Source organism: Microlunatus panaciterrae (assembly GCF_016907535.1).
Classification (GTDB): domain Bacteria; phylum Actinomycetota; class Actinomycetes; order Propionibacteriales; family Propionibacteriaceae; genus Microlunatus; species Microlunatus panaciterrae.
In genome coordinates, this window is sequence record NZ_JAFBCF010000001.1 from 1,181,853 (window position 1) to 1,196,412 (window position 14,560).

Below are 14,560 nucleotides of genomic sequence, written 5' to 3' on the forward strand. Positions count from 1 at the left end.
TTGTGAGCATCCATACCGACTACCTTTCCGAGCTGTCCGACTTCGAGGCCGAGTTCGCCGATCAGCTGGCGCTGGGAACCGACGCCCAGAACCTGCTGTTCCGAGACGCTCGAACGCCCAACACCTTCACCGATGAGCCGGTCAGCGAGGAACAGATCCAGGCCATCTTCGAGCTGGCCAAGTGGGGTCCGACGGCGATGAACATCCAGCCGCTGCGGATCGTGCTGGTTCGCAGCCCCGAGGCGCGCGAACAGTTGGTGGCTGCGATGGCCGACGGGAACAAGGACAAGACCCGGTCGGCTCCCCTGGTGGCGATCCTGGCCGCCGATACTGACTTCCACGAGGAACTGGGCAAGGTGTTCCCCCACAACCCGGCAGCGAAGGAACGCTTCGCGGCCGACGAGGCGTCCCGCGAGAAGATGTCCCGGATGAACGCCGCCCTGCAGATTGGCTACTTCATCGTTGCCGTCCGTGCTGCTGGCTTCGCTGCCGGACCGATGGGTGGTTTCGATGCCACCGCGGTCGAGAAGCAGTTCTACCCTGACGGCAAGCACCGCGCCATGCTGGTGGTCAACATCGGCAAGCCCGGCGAGAACGCCTTCCGTGACCGGCTCCCCCGGCTCGACTACGACGAGGTCGTCAGCACCGTCTGACCCAGGCGCAACGCCGGCGCCCTGAACCGCAACTACGCGCTCTGAGCCTGTCGAAGAGCAACCACCCCATGCCCTTCGACAAGCTCAGGGCGCGTAGTCAAGCTCAGGGCGCGTAGTCGAGCTCAGGGCGCGTGATCGAGCAAAGCTCAGGGCGCGTGATCAGGTGGCAGAGCCGAGGACCGTGCCGGCGGAGATCGTACTGGGGTGGCCCTCGTCGTCCAGACGCGCATCACCGAGCACCGTGACCTCAGCCTCGAAGGTCCAGTCGCCCTTGACCACGAGGCTCCGGGCCGCCTTCATCGATGGCGGGCCCACCGGCAGTCGGCGCTCGAACGCCGTGATGGTCTTGTAGAAGCGCGAGTCGAGATCGACCACCGGCGCCGGATCGGCGACCCGGCTCAGGGTCGAGTCGTCGTTCAGCTCGTACACATCGGAGCGCAGCACCAGCAGGTCGTTGGTGGTCTTGACCGGCAGGAACCGCTCCCGGCCGACGCCGATCGCGGTGGCGCCCTCGAACACCTCGATGGCCGCCCCCATCGCCGTCTCGATCTGGTAGACCTCGGGCGAGGACGAGTCAGACGGGTCGACCGTCTTCTCGTTGCGGATCAACGGCAACCCCAGCACCGAGTGCCGCTTCTTCAACGTGTCGGACAGCACGTGCAGGTCAAACCACAGGTTGTTGGTGTGGAAGTAGGGGTGGCGGTGCTCGTCGGTGAAGTAGTCCATCTCGTCCGGAGCCGTCTGGGCGGTATCCCTCAAGATCAACTGCTGGTCGGCCTTGCGGATGGCCAGGTGGCCGCCCTTGCGGTCGGCGGCCGTACGTCGACAGATCTCCGCCGCGTAAGGTGCGCCGCTCGCAGCGAACCAGCCGGCCAGCACCGCGTTCGGTGCCGCACCCAGGTTGTCGGAGTTGGAGACGGAGGCGTAGCGGTAGCCGCGATCCAGCAGATTGGCCAGCACCCCAGAGACCTGCAGCGCGGTGTAGAGATCACCATGCCCGGGCGGGCACCACTCCAGAGTCTCGTCGGCCGGCCACTCGACCGGAGTCAGATCGCTCTTCAGCAGCTTGGGTTCCTGGCTCTGCAGGAAGTCGAGGTCGATCCCCTCCACGGCCAGATCCTCGTACGGCGACAGGGCCGCCAGCGTGTCCTCGCGGGTGCGGAAGCTGTTCATGAAGATCAACGGCAGGGCCACGTCGTGCTGAGTCCTGGCTGCGCGCACCTGGTCGACGATCAGGTCGAGGAACGACTTGCCGTCGCGGACCGGAAGCAACGACTTGGCCTTGTCCAGGCCCATCGACGTACCCAAGCCGCCGTTGAGCTTGATGATCACCGTCTTGGCGAAGGCCTCACGAGCGTGGGCGCCATCCACCGCGACGTCGGAGAGCAGCGGGGGGTGGTTGAGCGGCTCGATCGAGTCCTCGGCGATGATCCCGGTCGCTCCCCCTTCGAGCTCACGGTAGTAGTGGCTGAACACGTCGATGGCTCGCTGGTCGACACCGGCGGCGGCCATCTTCTCCTGGGCAAGTTTCAGACCTGATTCGCTCATGCAGTGATCGTAGGGGAGGACCACCCCGGCGAGCATCCGGCGCCGCCGGCCGGGGCGAGACGACGACCGGTCGGCATCGCTACCGCTTCGGCTTCAGCGAGGCGAGGAATGTTCCGGTGGCCCTGGTGATGGTCGCCTGAGCCTTGGCCCGGTCGACGGTCGGTGTGCCATCTCCCGACATGGACCCGTAGTCGCCGAAGAACGAGTGCACGGCGCCGTCGATGACCAGGAACTGGCTGTTCGCGGGCAGCCTGGCTCTGGAGGCCTCGATGTCGGCGGGGGTGGTGAGCCTGTCGCGGCTGCCGGAGATGGACAGCACCTTCAGCTCGGTCCTGGTCAACGGCTGCGCGGGGTAGGACGCGTACAGCACCAGACCCGAGATCTGGACCGGATGGCTGTCTGCGAAAGCGGCTGCGGCGACACCGCCCAGCGAGTGGCCGCCGATCGCCCAGTACGGCACCTCCGGATGCAGCTTGAGCACTCCCTCGGCGTGTCCCGACGTCGGGATCGCGAGCCCGAACGGCTCCTTCAAGACCACCACCAGGTAGCCTCCCTCCGCCAACGGTCGCAACAGCGGGGCGTACGCCTGCGGGTCCACCCGAGCACCGGGGACGAAGATCAGCCCGCCGGTCGGCTTCATCACGTGGTTGAAGCGGTCCCGTCGCTGCGGCACCATCTCGTACCAGGTCAGCCGGTCGGCGATCTTCACCGTGGTGGAGGTCTGCATGGCGACAACCGAGGCGTTTCCGGCCGGAAACGGCCGAGCCCAGATGAGGGCCGCGATCAACAGCACACTCAACAGGAGAGCAGGAACGGCCAACGTGATCCGCCAGGCCGCGCGCCGCCGGAGCTGGCCGGCGGTCAGCCTCCGCCCTGCCCGGGTCCGACTTTCTGCGTCATACCTACGTCCCAGCACCAGGGAGGCGATGGCCCAGACCACGGCCACCACACCGACGATCAAGGAGCCGAGGGCGACCGCGGGAAGACTCGGATGGCCCCTGAGCAGGGTCGACCAGCTGCTCCACGCCAGCCACACCGGCGTCAGGATGAGCGCGAGACCGACCAGCAGCCAGATCGCCGCCAGGACGTTGCGACTGACGGTCCCCGGTGCACCCATGAGCCCGAGTGTAGGAGGTCAGCAGCCGCCCCGGGCCCGTAGCGCGAGACCCGAGGCGTGATCGTCGCCCGCCGTCAACGGGCGATGTAGCCGCCGTCGATGTAGAGCTCGAGCCCGGTGACGAACGATGCGTCGTCACTGGCGAGGTAGGCCACCCCGGCGGCGATCTCATCTGGCTGCCCGAGCCGCCCCATCGGCGTCAAGTCGATCATGGCCTGCTCGAAGGGGGTGCCGCGCGCCTGGTCCAGCAGCGGCGTGTCGATGAACCCGGGGTGGATCGAGTTGACCCGGATCCCCTGCTGCGCCCAGTGCAGGGCGGTGTTCTTGGTCAACGTCCGGACGGCGCCCTTTGCGGCGTGGTAGGCGGGCGTTGTCCCGAAACCGCCGCTGGTGCCGAAGATCGAGCTGATGTTGATCACCGAGGCATGATCAGAATGCTTCAGCGCTGTCGCAGCGGTCTTCATGCCGAGGAAGACACCGGTCTGGTCGATGGCGATGGTGCTTTCCCAGTCCTCGAGCGAGGTCTCCTCGATCGGGGCCAAGTCACCCTTGCCGGCATTGTTCACCAGGATGTCGAGGTGGCCGAACCGCTCCACCGTCGCCGCGATCGCCGCGTCCCAGTCCTCTTCTCTGGCCACGTCCAGGTGCGCGTACTCTGCACCGACGATGCTTGCCGCAGCGGCCGTGCCCGCCTCGTCGTTGAAATCGGTGAGCATGACCGAAGCACCTTCATCGGCCAGCCGCTGCGCCGTCGCCAGGCCGATTCCGCTGGCCGCACCGGTCACCAGCGCCACCCGACCTTCGAGTCTTTTCATGAGCGTGTAGTTCCTTCCACGATTGAGATCCGTCACCACCAGCCTTACCGAGGCGACGACGGCCCGGAAGGGTCATAGGTCCCGCTGACGCGGGTGAACCAACCCGCCGCGGCGGAGTGGTTCATACTGGAACCACTCAAGGGGGGTTGTGTTGATCTTCGACTTCTGTGTCATCGGAGCCGGTATCGTCGGGTTGTCCACGGCGCTCAACCTGCTGCGGCAGCGGCCCGGCGCCAGCATCCTGATCCTGGAGAAGGAGCCGCGGATCGCCCAGCACCAGACCGGGCACAACTCGGGTGTGATCCATTCGGGCATCTACTACACGCCGGGAAGCCTGAAGGCTGACCTGTGCCGCCGGGGGGCTCAGGCCACCAAGGAGTTCTGCGCCGAGCATGACATTCCCGTACGCACGCAGGGCAAGCTGCTCGTTGCCACCACCGAACAGGATCTCCAGCGGCTGGCCGATCTGGAGGAGCGATCCAAGATCAACAACATCGAGGCCGAGCGACTCTCGGCTGCCGAGCTTCAGGAGCTCGAGCCGCAGGTGGCTGGGCTGGGGGCGCTGCTGGTGCCGGCCACCGGCAGCGTGGACTACGGCAGGGTGTCCGAGGCGATGCGGGGCGAGATCGAGCAGGCAGGCGGGCTCGTGCGCCTCGGCGTCCAGGTGGACGGCATCTTCGAGTCGCTGTCCGAGGTCACCATCAGTTCCGGTGATGAGCGGTGGACTGCTCGCCAGCTGGTGGTCTGCGGTGGGCTGCAGGCGGACCGGCTGGCACGGTTGGCCGGGCTGGCGTCGGCGGCCCGGATCGTCCCCTTCCGGGGTGAGTACTTCCGGCTGCCGGATCATCGCCGCACGATCGTCAGCCACCTGATCTATCCGGTACCCGATCCCGCTCTGCCCTTCCTCGGCGTTCACCTGACCCCGATGGTTGACGGTACGGTCACGCTGGGACCGAACGCCGTGCTCGGCCTGTCCCGGGAGGGGTATCGCAAGGGGGCGCTGTCGGTTGCAGACATCCGCGACATCCTCGGTTTCGCCGGCTTCTGGCGGGTGGCCCGCAAGCACGCCCGGACGGGTGTCGTGGAGGTGCGCAACTCGCTGTTCCGGCGTGGGTACCTGGCCGCCTGCCGCCGCTACTGCCCCAGTCTGGAGCTCAGCGACCTGCTCCCGTACGAGGCGGGCATCCGTGCCCAGGCCGTACTGCCGGACGGCACCCTGGTCCACGACTTCGTCTTCGAGCAGACCGACCGGATGCTGCACGTGCTGAACGCGCCCTCGCCCGCGGCCACCTCCGCGCTGCCGATCGGGGAGATGATCGCCGACCGCTGCCTCGCCCTCCGCCGCTGACCCTGCGCGCCGCCCCCTAGTTCCCCGCTCCACGGGGTCGCTTTCCGCTCCACGGGCTCATTCGCTGGCCCCTCCCGTGCTCGTTTCCCGCCCCACGTGCTTGCCGCGGCCCCCTCCCGTGCTCGTGCCCCGGCCCCGTGCAAAAACTCGACAGGCCGCGACTTTTCTAGGTCGGAGATCGCTTTCCGTGCCTTAGAAGTCGTCAGACCGCGACTTTTCGACCTCGCGGGCTGCCGCGCCCCCCTGCCCCGTCTCCCACCCGTACGAGAAGTCGTCACGTGATGACTTTTCGACCGTTGGGAGCCCACCCCCGCCCTAAGAAGTCGTCAGACCTCGACTTCTGGCGACCGACCAGATCCGCCCCGCTCACAAAAGTCGTCAGACCGCGACTTCTCGACCCCCCCGGGTCCTCCCGCTCACAAAAGTCGTCACACCGCGACTTCTCAACCGACCCCAACCCTCCCCGCCCCACAGAAGTCGTCACACCGCGACTTTTCGCTCCCGGAAATCGCTCCCCCGACCACAAATGTCGCGATCTGCTGAGTTTTCGAAGGGGCCCCGCAAAGCGTTCGCGCCCCCTCGACCAGCACGCCCACCGCTTCAGTCCACCCTCCGGCGATTCCCGCAAGGTGCGGCGGCCGGGTTCCTGACTGGGTACGGTGGGTCCATGCAGCGCCGCCGACCAGCTGAGACGCCGTGACGGAGGTGGACGATCCGGTCGTCCTGGTCGATCCCCAGGGCGAGCCGATCGGCGAACACCCGAAGTCCACGGTGCACCATGCCGCGACGCCACTGCACCTGGCCTTCTCCCTCTACCTGTTCAACGCGTCGGGCCAGCTGCTGCTCACTCGACGTGCACTCTCCAAAGCCACCTGGCCCGGCGTCTGGACCAACAGCTGCTGTGGGCATCCGCTGCCGGGTGAGGAGTTCGAGTCGGCTATCCGTCGTCGGCTGGGCACCGAGCTCGGGATGGACGTGACCGACCTCCGCTGCGCGCTGCCGGACTTCGCCTACACGGCTCAAGATGCGAGCGGCATCCGGGAAAATGAGATCTGTCCCGTTTTTGTTGGTGCTCCGGTGCATCCGAACAGGGGTCCGGATCCGAATCCAGAGGAAGTCATGGATTGGAGTTGGGTGCCCTGGCGGGATGCGGTCGCCGCGATGTCGGCGACGCCGTTCGCCTTCAGCCCGTGGGCTGTCCGTCAGGTCAGCCAGCTGGCGACCAGCTCGAGCCCGTGACGCATCCGACCGAGCCCAACGGAATGGCGACCAGCATGATCAGACCCGACAGCCCCACGCAGCTGGGTGCGGCCCGGCGCGGAGCTCATCCGACCCGCCCGACCAACCAGGACCAGCCGGAGACGTTCGACGGTCCGGACTCCCCCACCGCCCAGGTGCTGGCCATGCGGCGGCCGGCACTCCATCCGGACCTGGTGGAGCACCTTGGTCTCGTTGACGGGCTGCTGCGCGAGTCACTGTCCGACCTGATGCACCTGTGGACCCACCGGCTCGACGACAACGGGCCCGTCGACATCCTGGCCGACGCCGACCTGCCCCAGTTACTCGAGCAGCTGGTCAGCACCGGCGGCAAGCGGATCCGACCGATGATGTCCTACCTCGGTTGGCTCACCGCCAGCGGCAAGTCGCGCGGCATCGGGCATGCCGAGGTGGTCCAGGTCGGGGCTGCACTCGAGCTGCTGCACCTGTTCGCCCTGGTGCACGACGACGTGATGGACGAGTCGGGGTCGCGCCGCGGTCAGCCGACCGTGCACACCCGCACCACCCAGCTGCACATCGACAACGCGGCCCTCGGCTCCGCGCAGCGCTTCGGTGAGAGCATCGCCATCCTGCTGGGTGACCTGGCGCACGCCGAGGCCGACCATCTGGTCGCGGGGCTGCCGCAGGAGATGCGGCGGATCTGGCGGCTGCTGGTGGTCGAGCTGGTCTGCGGCCAGCGCCGCGACCTCACCGGCGGAGCGGCCGGCCGACGTGACCTCGGGCATGCCCGGCAGGTGGCCAGGATGAAGTCCGGCGGCTACACCGTGCAACGACCGCTGCAGCTCGGCGCTGCGGCCGCCAAGGCGCCGGACGTGGTCAACTCCGCCCTGATCAGCTATGGCCGCGAGGTGGGCGAGGCGTTCGCCCTCCGCGACGACCTGCTCGGTGCCCTCGGCGATCCGGCCCAGACCGGCAAGCCGGCCGGGGACGACCTGATCTCTGGCAAGCCCACGGTGATCCTGTCGCTGGCGGAGGGGCGGTTGAGTGACCCCGAGGCTCGTGCTGCGCTGGCCCGGGTCGGCACCGAGACCTTCGGGGCCGACGACGTCGAGCTGCTGCAGCACCAGCTCCGCGCCGACGGCGTGGTGGCCGCGGTGGAGGAGATGATCTCGGCCCACGTCGAGTCCGCCATCGCGGCGCTCGACGAACGCTCGCTCGATCCGGACGGGGTGACCCAGCTCGTCCAGATGGCCCACCAGATCGCCTGGCGGGACCGATGAGCGGACGCGTCATCGTCGTCGGCGCCGGGCTGGCCGGCCTCGCCGCAGCCTGCCATCTGAGCGGCCGTGGCTACCAGGTGACCGTTGTCGAACGCGAGGACATCCCAGGTGGCCGGAACGGACAGCTGGTGCGCGACGGCTTCACCTTCGACACGGGACCGACGGTTCTCACCATGCGCGACCTGGTCGCCGACGCGCTGCGGGCCGTGGACACCGACATCGACGACGTCCTGCCGATGCGCCGGCTCGACCCGGCCTACCGGGCTCGGTTCGCCGACGGCAGCACCATCCACGTCCGCTACGGCCACGAGGCGATGCGGGACGAGATCAGCCGGACCTGTGGCAGTGTCGACGCCGCCGCTTTCGACGAGTTCGTGGCCTGGCTGCGCAAGCTCTACGTGCTCGAGATGCCCCACTTCATCGACCGCAACTACGACTCGCCGCTGGATCTGCTGTCCTCGCCGCGGGTTGCCGCCGACCTGGTGCGGCTGGGCGCCTTCGGCCGCCTCGGTGCTGCCGTACGCCGACGGTTCCGCGACCCCCGGTTGCACCGGCTGTTCAGCTTCCAGGCGATGTACGCCGGGCTGGCCCCCGACTCGGCCCTCGCCCTCTACGCCGTCATCACCTACATGGACAGCATCGAGGGGGTCTGGTTCCCCGAGGGCGGGATGCACGCTATGCCGGTGGCGCTGGCGAAGGCCTGCGAGAAGGCCGGGGTGGAGTTCTGCTACGGGTCCGAGGTCGAGGCGATCCTCCGCCGCCACGACACCGGCGGGGTGGCCGGGGTCCGGCTGGCGGACGGCCAGCAGCTGTCCGCCGACGCGGTCGTCTGCACCCTGGACCTGCCGGTCGCGTACGAGAAGCTGCTGCCTGACCTCAGACCGCCCAGGGCCACCCGGCGCGGCACCTACTCGCCCTCCGCGGTGGTGTGGCACGTCGGCGTCCGGGGGACCCCCGCCCCCGACCTCGCCCACCACAACATCCACTTCGGCGAGCAGTGGGGCACCGCGTTCGACGCACTGCTGAAGCGCGGCGAGCTGATGCCGGACCCGTCCCGCCTGGTGACGATCCCGTCGCTCGACGACCCCGGCCTGGCACCGGAGGGCTGCTCCACCCTGTACGTCCTGGAACCGGTGCCCAACCTGTCCGGGCGGGTCGACTGGCGGACCGAGACCGGACCGATGCGGGATCGGCTGCACGCCTTCCTCGGCCAGCACGGCTATCCGGACGACGTCGTCACCGAGGAGATCGTCACCCCGGCCGAATGGCAGCGCCTCGGTATGCAGGCCGGGACCCCGTTCGCGTTGGCGCACACCTTCGGCCAGACCGGCCCCTTCCGGCCGGCCAACGTGGTCCGGCAGGTCCCCGGCCTGGTCTTCGCCGGCTCCGGCACGGTGCCCGGGGTCGGCGTGCCGATGGTGCTGATCTCCGGCAAGCTCGCCGCCGACCGCGTCGACCGCTATCTGCCCGGGAGCCGCCGGTGAGGTCCGCCACGTCACTCGACCCGCTGCTCAGCGAGGGCTATCGGCGTTGCGCCGAGCTGACCCGGGAGTACGGCACCACCTACTTCTGGGGGGCCATCCTGCTGCCGAAGCCGCGCCGGCGGCATGTCTACGCGGTGTATGCGCTCTGCCGGCTGGCCGACGACATCGTCGACGACCCGGGCACCCTCGCGGCCTCCTCCGTCGGCGAGATCGCGGACCGGTTGGAGCAGTTCGCGGCCGGCTTCCGGCGCGACCTGCGCGCCGGACGCAGCGACGACCCGGTGATGGCGGCGGTGGTGGACACCGTCCGACGGGCCGAGATCGACCCGGAGTGCTTCGACCGCTTCTTCGGCGCGATGGCGATGGACCTCACCACCACCAGCTATGAGACCTGGGACGATCTCTGCGGCTATATGGAGGGCTCGGCCGCGGTCATCGGCGAGATGATGCTGCCCGTGCTGGAGCCCACCGACCCGGCCGCCCGCGCACCCGCCCGCGCGCTGGGACTGGCGTTCCAGCTCACCAACTTCCTCCGCGACATCGACGAGGACCTCGACCGCGGCCGGGTGTATCTGCCGCAGCAGGACCTCCGCCGGTTCGGGGCCGATCCCGCGGCTCGTCGGGTGACGCCGCAGTGGCGCGCCTTCATGCGGTTCGAGATCGAACGGAACCGCGAGCTCTACCGGGTCGCCGACACCGGCATCTCCCTGCTGCCGCCGCGGTCGGCCCGTTGCGTCGGCGCCGCCCGGCTGCTGTACTCGCAGATCCTGGATCGGATCGAGCGGGCGGACTACGACGTCTTCTCCAGCCGGGTCCGGGTGCCCACCTGGCGCAAGGCCCTGACCGCCGGGCGCATCATGGTCAGCAGGCCTCCAGCGGGCCGGACACCGAAAGGGACTGCAACTGATGTCACTCAGGACGCGCGTTAGCTCGCTGACGACCCGGCCCGACCTGCGCTCCCGGATCCCCATCTCGCGGGTGCCGCAGCCGAGCGAGGACCGGATGGCGCCGACCTGGCAGAAGGCCAAGCCGGCCAGGATCGCGACCGCGCTGGCGGCCTCGCAGCAGAACAACCCCGGTGGCTGGTTCGTCGCCGGAGCCAGCGCGGACGTGGGCAGCTCCGTCTCCATCACCCGGACGATCGCCGGCCGTGAGGTCGTCTTCTGGCGCAACGCCGGAGGCGGACTGGTGGCCGGCCCGGGCGCCTGCCCCCATCTGGGCGCACTGCTGGACCGCTGCACGGTGCTGGGCGGCACGCTCTACTGCCGCTGGCACGGTCTGTCGCTGACCGAGAACGGCGACCCCACCTGGTCCCCGTACCGCGCCTGGGACGACGGGGTGCTGATCTGGGTTCGGCTGCCCACCGCGGGCGAGACGGAGATCGACCGACCCACACTGCCGCCCCGGCCGCCGCTGGCCGCGTCGGTGTCCGCGGTGATGGCGACCCCTGGCGTGTGCCAGCCCGAGGACGTCATCGCCAACCGCCTGGACCCTTGGCACGGGGCCTGGTTCCACCCCTACTCGTTCAGCCACCTGGTCGTCGACGACGAGGCCAGTGACGAGCACTCGCTGATGGTGGACGTCACCTTCCGGCTCAGCCGCACCTGGGGCGTTCCGGTCCGGGCCGAGTTCAGCTGCCCCGACGCGCGCACCATCGTGATGCGGATCCTGGACGGCGAGGGCGCCGGCAGCGTGGTGGAGACCCACGCCACCCCACTCGGGGTGAACGACAGCGGGCAACCGCTGACGATGGTCACCGAGGCCACCATCGCCTACTCGGCCCGACCAGGCTTCCAGGTGGCCCGATGGATGGCGCCGCTGCTGCGCCCGGGCATCCGACGCACCGCCCGCCGGCTGTGGGTGGACGACCTGATCTACGCGGAGCGTCGCTATCAGCTGCGCTCCCGCGGCGAGTTCCCCGGCTAGCTGACCGCTGCGTCGCGGCGGTGTGCCATCGCCCGTCGCAGCCGGCCGACGGCTCGGTGCCGTCCCTGCATCGGGGCGGTCCACAGATCGTGACCGGCCAGTCCCCAGTCACCGAGCAGCGCGTTGGCGGCCAGCATGCCGGTCGTCGCCGCCCGCTCCATCAGGGCCACCGGGAAGTCGCAACGGATGCCGTCACCGGCGAGCTTCACGCGCGGGTCCGGGGTGCTGACCTCCGGGCGACGGATCCAGGGGCTGGTGTCGACCAACGGGCAGTCGTCCTTGACCAGCCATTCCGAGCCGACGACGCGGGCCGCAGCCAGCTCCGGATAGACCCGGTTCAGCTCGACCCGCAGCCGCGCCTGCAGCCCGTCGAGGTCCCCGGTGCCAAGATCCCCGGTGCCAAGCTCCCCGGTGCCGGGCAGCGCGTAGGCATGCACCTCGACAACGGAGCCCTGGTGGTCGGCCGACCATCGGGCCGCACCCGCCTCGAACCGCTCCAGCACAGTGACGTTGTCCAGCGGACCATAACCACTGGTACCGAGGAAAGCCGGCCGTCCCGGGTCGACCCTCCGGTCCAGCCACAGCCGCCAGACCGCGAACGCCGGCGCGTTCCGCGTCCCGGCGACCCGACTCCGCCAGTCGTCGTCGCCGAGTTCTGCGGCGCCGGCCACCAGCCGCCGGGTGCTGGCCGGGTCGGCGGCCAGCACGACGGCGTCGGCCGTCAGCTCGCCTCCGGAGCCGAGCCCGGCGCGAACCTGCTCGGGGTCGGAGACATCCAGCCACTCGATCGTCTCGCGGGTTCGCACCTCGGCCCCGGACCGCTCCAGATAGCTTCGCAGCGGAGCCCAGAGCGCGGTGTCGTAGTCGTCGGTCGGCAGGTCGAACAACAGTCCCTCGGAGGAGCCGACGAAGTAGGTGTGGAACATCGCCACCAGCTCGCCGGCGGAGAACTCGGTCGGATCGGCGAAGAAGCTTCGGGCGAACACCTCCAGAGCGAGGTGACGGGCCCCGGCCGGGAACCGGAGCCGGTCCAGGAACTCGGCCGCGCTCTGCCCGTCGTACGCGCTGAACGTGTCCGGGAAGTCGACATCCAGCAACTCCAGCGCGGCCGGGATGTCGACCCGGGACAGGTCGCGGGCGGTGAAGCTCGGGCTCCGGGCGACGAACGCCGCCAGGTTGAATGGCGGCGTCCGCGGGATCCTGGCGAACGAGTCGTCGTGCCCGCCCGCCAGCGTGAGCGGGTAGTCGCCGATCCCCGTCAGCCGCTCCAGGGCCGGGTCGGTGCGCCGCAGCAGTGCCCGCAGGTTGTAGTACTGCCGGAAGAAGGCGTGGAAACCCCGGCTCATGGTGACCCGGTCGCCGTCGTGGTCGACCGGCCAGGCCCGGACCCGGCCACCCAGCTGGGCCTCCCGCTCCACCAGCGTCACCCCCACACCGCGCTCGGCCAGGGCTACCGAGGCCGCGATCCCGGCGATGCCGCCGCCGACCACCACCACCGTACGGGCCTGGCTCGACCGCAGCGCTCCCGTCGCCCCGGGATGCAGGGCGGCTCTGGCGTCCCTGCCCGGGATCCAGCGCGCCGTCACGCGCCCCTCGCCGGCTCATCCATCACAGGTCCGCTCGGCCCCTGTTCGGCCGGCTTGCGGGCCCGGAAGGTGTGCAGGATGCCGCGCTGCCAGCCCGGGACGGTGCGCACTTCGACGTCGACGTAGCCGGCCGCGGACATCCGGTCGGTGAAGGAGTCCACCGAGTCGAACCGCTGCACGCTGCGCCACAGGTAGCGATAGAGCCGGCTCTCGCGCGAGGTCAGCCAGCTGAGCGGGATCACCACCAGCCAACACACCACTGTCCAGATCCATTGGGCCAGCCGAGAGCCCGCCACCGAGTATTCCTGGGTGACCAGGACACCGCCCGGGACGAGCAGGTCGTGCACCGCGGCCAACACCTTGTCCCGCTCGGTCACATTGCGGAACAGATAGGCGGCGAAGACACCGTCCACCGGGTCGGACAGCCCCCAGTCCCCCCGCGACCAGGCCAGCTCCTCAGCCAACCCGTGCACGAAGCGGACGCCAGCCGGCCACGGCTTGGCCTCGGCCTGCTTGAGCATCCCCGAGGAGGCGTCGATGCCGACGACATCGAGCCTGCTCTGCCCGAACTGCTGCACCAGAGCCCTGGTCGAGGCGCCGGAGCCGCAGCCCAGGTCGACGATGCGAGTCGTCTCGACGGGGGCGAGGCGCTCTGCCAGGGCCGCGGCGGCGCTGCGTAGGTGACGGTGGTAGCCGGGGTTCAGTGCCACCATCAGGTCGTAGCGCGGCGCTGCCGAGTCGAAGGCTTCGGGGACGTCCTCGGTGGCGATCATCGAAGGGGTGCGCATCAGGGCTCCTCACGGTCGGTGGGTGTCGGGGCGGAGACGGCGGAAGACGCCTCACGCAGTTCTAAATTCCCGTGCAGTTCTGGGTCTTTGGGTACTGATGAATCGTGGCTGCGGTCGACGAACCGCCGCCAGCAGAGAATCGCCAAGGTGACCATGGCGAAGCCGAAGCCGAAGTCCTCGACCGGGATGTCCCAGGGCAACCGGAGGCCGAGCATCTGTCGCTCGTTGTAGATCACGATCGGGTCGGACAGCTTGGTGAGCCAGCCGTCGACGGGGATCTGGAAGGCGAACACGATCGCCATCGACACCCAGTACTGGGCGGTCCTGAAAATTCCCGTCCTCAGCCAGAGCACCTCCAACGCGACCACGCCGATGATGGCGACGACGGTCAGCAGGGTGTACTCAGGCACGATCGTCCAGTTCCGTCGCCGTGCCGGCGCGCGGACGACGCAGCCAGCGGAGCACCGTGCCCACAGCCTCGTACGTGAGCAGGCCGCAGATGGGGATCACGAGGAAGAAGACGAGCTCCTCCAGCGGCATGCCGAAGATCAGGTGGATGCCGGTGGTGAAGGTGGGGCTGTAGGTCCAGTGATCACGCAGGATGCCGGCGATGTCCCAGACGGAGAAGACGATCACCACCACCAGCAGGGCGAGCACCAACGGCCGGGGACGGCGGTAGACGCGTGCTCCGAGCAGGAACTCCAGCGGCAGGGTGACGAGCAGGCACAATCCCATCAGCAGCAGGTACTGGTAACGGTCGATGACCCCTGCTCCCCTCACCCGCGGACAGATCCCCT

Annotated in this window: 14 protein-coding genes; 7 read left to right on the plus strand and 7 right to left on the minus strand. The window is 69.1% G+C overall.

From position 1 onward, the window contains the following. Positions 1–2 precede the first annotated feature (2 nt). Entirely contained in the window at positions 3–653 is a 651-nt protein-coding gene (locus JOE57_RS05305) for a malonic semialdehyde reductase (protein WP_338041167.1), read from the plus strand. A gap of 159 nt (positions 654–812) precedes the next feature. Here the strand turns inward: JOE57_RS05305 and JOE57_RS05310 are convergent, their stop codons facing one another. From JOE57_RS05310 to JOE57_RS05320, 3 genes are all read right to left on the minus strand, one after another. Beyond that, positions 813–2,201, minus strand: a complete 1,389-nt coding sequence (locus tag JOE57_RS05310; protein ID WP_204916726.1) for a UTP--glucose-1-phosphate uridylyltransferase — start codon at positions 2,199–2,201, stop codon at positions 813–815. 79 nt (positions 2,202–2,280) lie between these two features. Continuing rightward, positions 2,281–3,318 (minus strand): alpha/beta hydrolase, encoded by a 1,038-nt coding sequence (locus tag JOE57_RS05315; RefSeq protein ID WP_204916727.1) that lies wholly within the window; start codon positions 3,316–3,318, stop codon positions 2,281–2,283. A gap of 74 nt (positions 3,319–3,392) precedes the next feature. Then, a complete protein-coding gene (locus JOE57_RS05320; RefSeq protein WP_204916728.1) occupies positions 3,393–4,133 on the minus strand; it encodes an SDR family NAD(P)-dependent oxidoreductase in 741 nt (246 codons plus the stop codon). Between the two features lie 148 nt (positions 4,134–4,281). Here JOE57_RS05320 and lhgO point away from each other — a divergent pair, with 148 nt between their 5' ends. The 6 genes from lhgO (at position 4,282) to JOE57_RS05350 (ending at position 11,389) form a co-directional block, all read left to right on the plus strand. Beyond that, positions 4,282–5,481 (plus strand): L-2-hydroxyglutarate oxidase, encoded by a 1,200-nt coding sequence (gene lhgO, locus JOE57_RS05325; RefSeq protein ID WP_204916729.1) that lies wholly within the window; start codon positions 4,282–4,284, stop codon positions 5,479–5,481. 696 nt (positions 5,482–6,177) lie between these two features. Further along, positions 6,178–6,720, plus strand: coding sequence for an isopentenyl-diphosphate Delta-isomerase (idi, locus tag JOE57_RS05330; protein WP_204916730.1), 543 nt, complete (start codon positions 6,178–6,180; stop codon positions 6,718–6,720). Continuing rightward, on the plus strand, positions 6,717–7,979 hold the full coding sequence (locus JOE57_RS05335) for a polyprenyl synthetase family protein (protein ID WP_204916731.1): 1,263 nt from the start codon (positions 6,717–6,719) through the stop codon (positions 7,977–7,979). Before idi ends, JOE57_RS05335 begins: the two co-directional genes overlap by 4 nt. Continuing rightward, positions 7,976–9,463, plus strand: coding sequence for a phytoene desaturase family protein (locus JOE57_RS05340; RefSeq protein WP_204916732.1), 1,488 nt, complete (start codon positions 7,976–7,978; stop codon positions 9,461–9,463). The genes JOE57_RS05335 and JOE57_RS05340 overlap by 4 nt, the downstream gene beginning before the upstream one ends. Beyond that, positions 9,460–10,392: a squalene/phytoene synthase family protein gene (locus tag JOE57_RS05345; protein WP_204916733.1), complete on the plus strand. Its 933-nt coding sequence runs from the start codon at positions 9,460–9,462 to the stop codon at positions 10,390–10,392. Before JOE57_RS05340 ends, JOE57_RS05345 begins: the two co-directional genes overlap by 4 nt. Continuing rightward, the gene (locus tag JOE57_RS05350) at positions 10,370–11,389 is read left to right on the plus strand and encodes a Rieske (2Fe-2S) protein (protein WP_204916734.1); all 1,020 of its coding nucleotides are present in this window, start codon (positions 10,370–10,372) and stop codon (positions 11,387–11,389) included. Before JOE57_RS05345 ends, JOE57_RS05350 begins: the two co-directional genes overlap by 23 nt. Here JOE57_RS05350 and JOE57_RS05355 read toward each other — a convergent pair. From JOE57_RS05355 to JOE57_RS05370, 4 genes are read right to left on the minus strand one after another with little or no spacing between them, the layout of a single operon-like run. Beyond that, positions 11,386–12,975 carry an FAD-dependent oxidoreductase gene (locus JOE57_RS05355; RefSeq protein ID WP_204916735.1) on the minus strand — a complete coding sequence of 530 codons (1,590 nt, stop codon included), beginning with the start codon at positions 12,973–12,975 and terminating at the stop codon, positions 11,386–11,388. The two genes, JOE57_RS05350 and JOE57_RS05355, sit on opposite strands and share 4 nt — an antisense overlap. After that, complete coding sequence (locus JOE57_RS05360) at positions 12,972–13,763, minus strand: class I SAM-dependent methyltransferase (RefSeq protein ID WP_204916736.1); 792 nt, start codon at positions 13,761–13,763, stop codon at positions 12,972–12,974. Before JOE57_RS05360 ends, JOE57_RS05355 begins: the two co-directional genes overlap by 4 nt. Beyond that, entirely contained in the window at positions 13,763–14,173 is a 411-nt protein-coding gene (locus JOE57_RS05365) for a lycopene cyclase domain-containing protein (RefSeq protein ID WP_338041168.1), read from the minus strand. Before JOE57_RS05365 ends, JOE57_RS05360 begins: the two co-directional genes overlap by 1 nt. Then, complete coding sequence (locus tag JOE57_RS05370; RefSeq protein ID WP_338041169.1) at positions 14,166–14,543, minus strand: lycopene cyclase domain-containing protein; 378 nt, start codon at positions 14,541–14,543, stop codon at positions 14,166–14,168. Before JOE57_RS05370 ends, JOE57_RS05365 begins: the two co-directional genes overlap by 8 nt. Between the last annotated feature and the right edge of the window lie 17 nt (positions 14,544–14,560).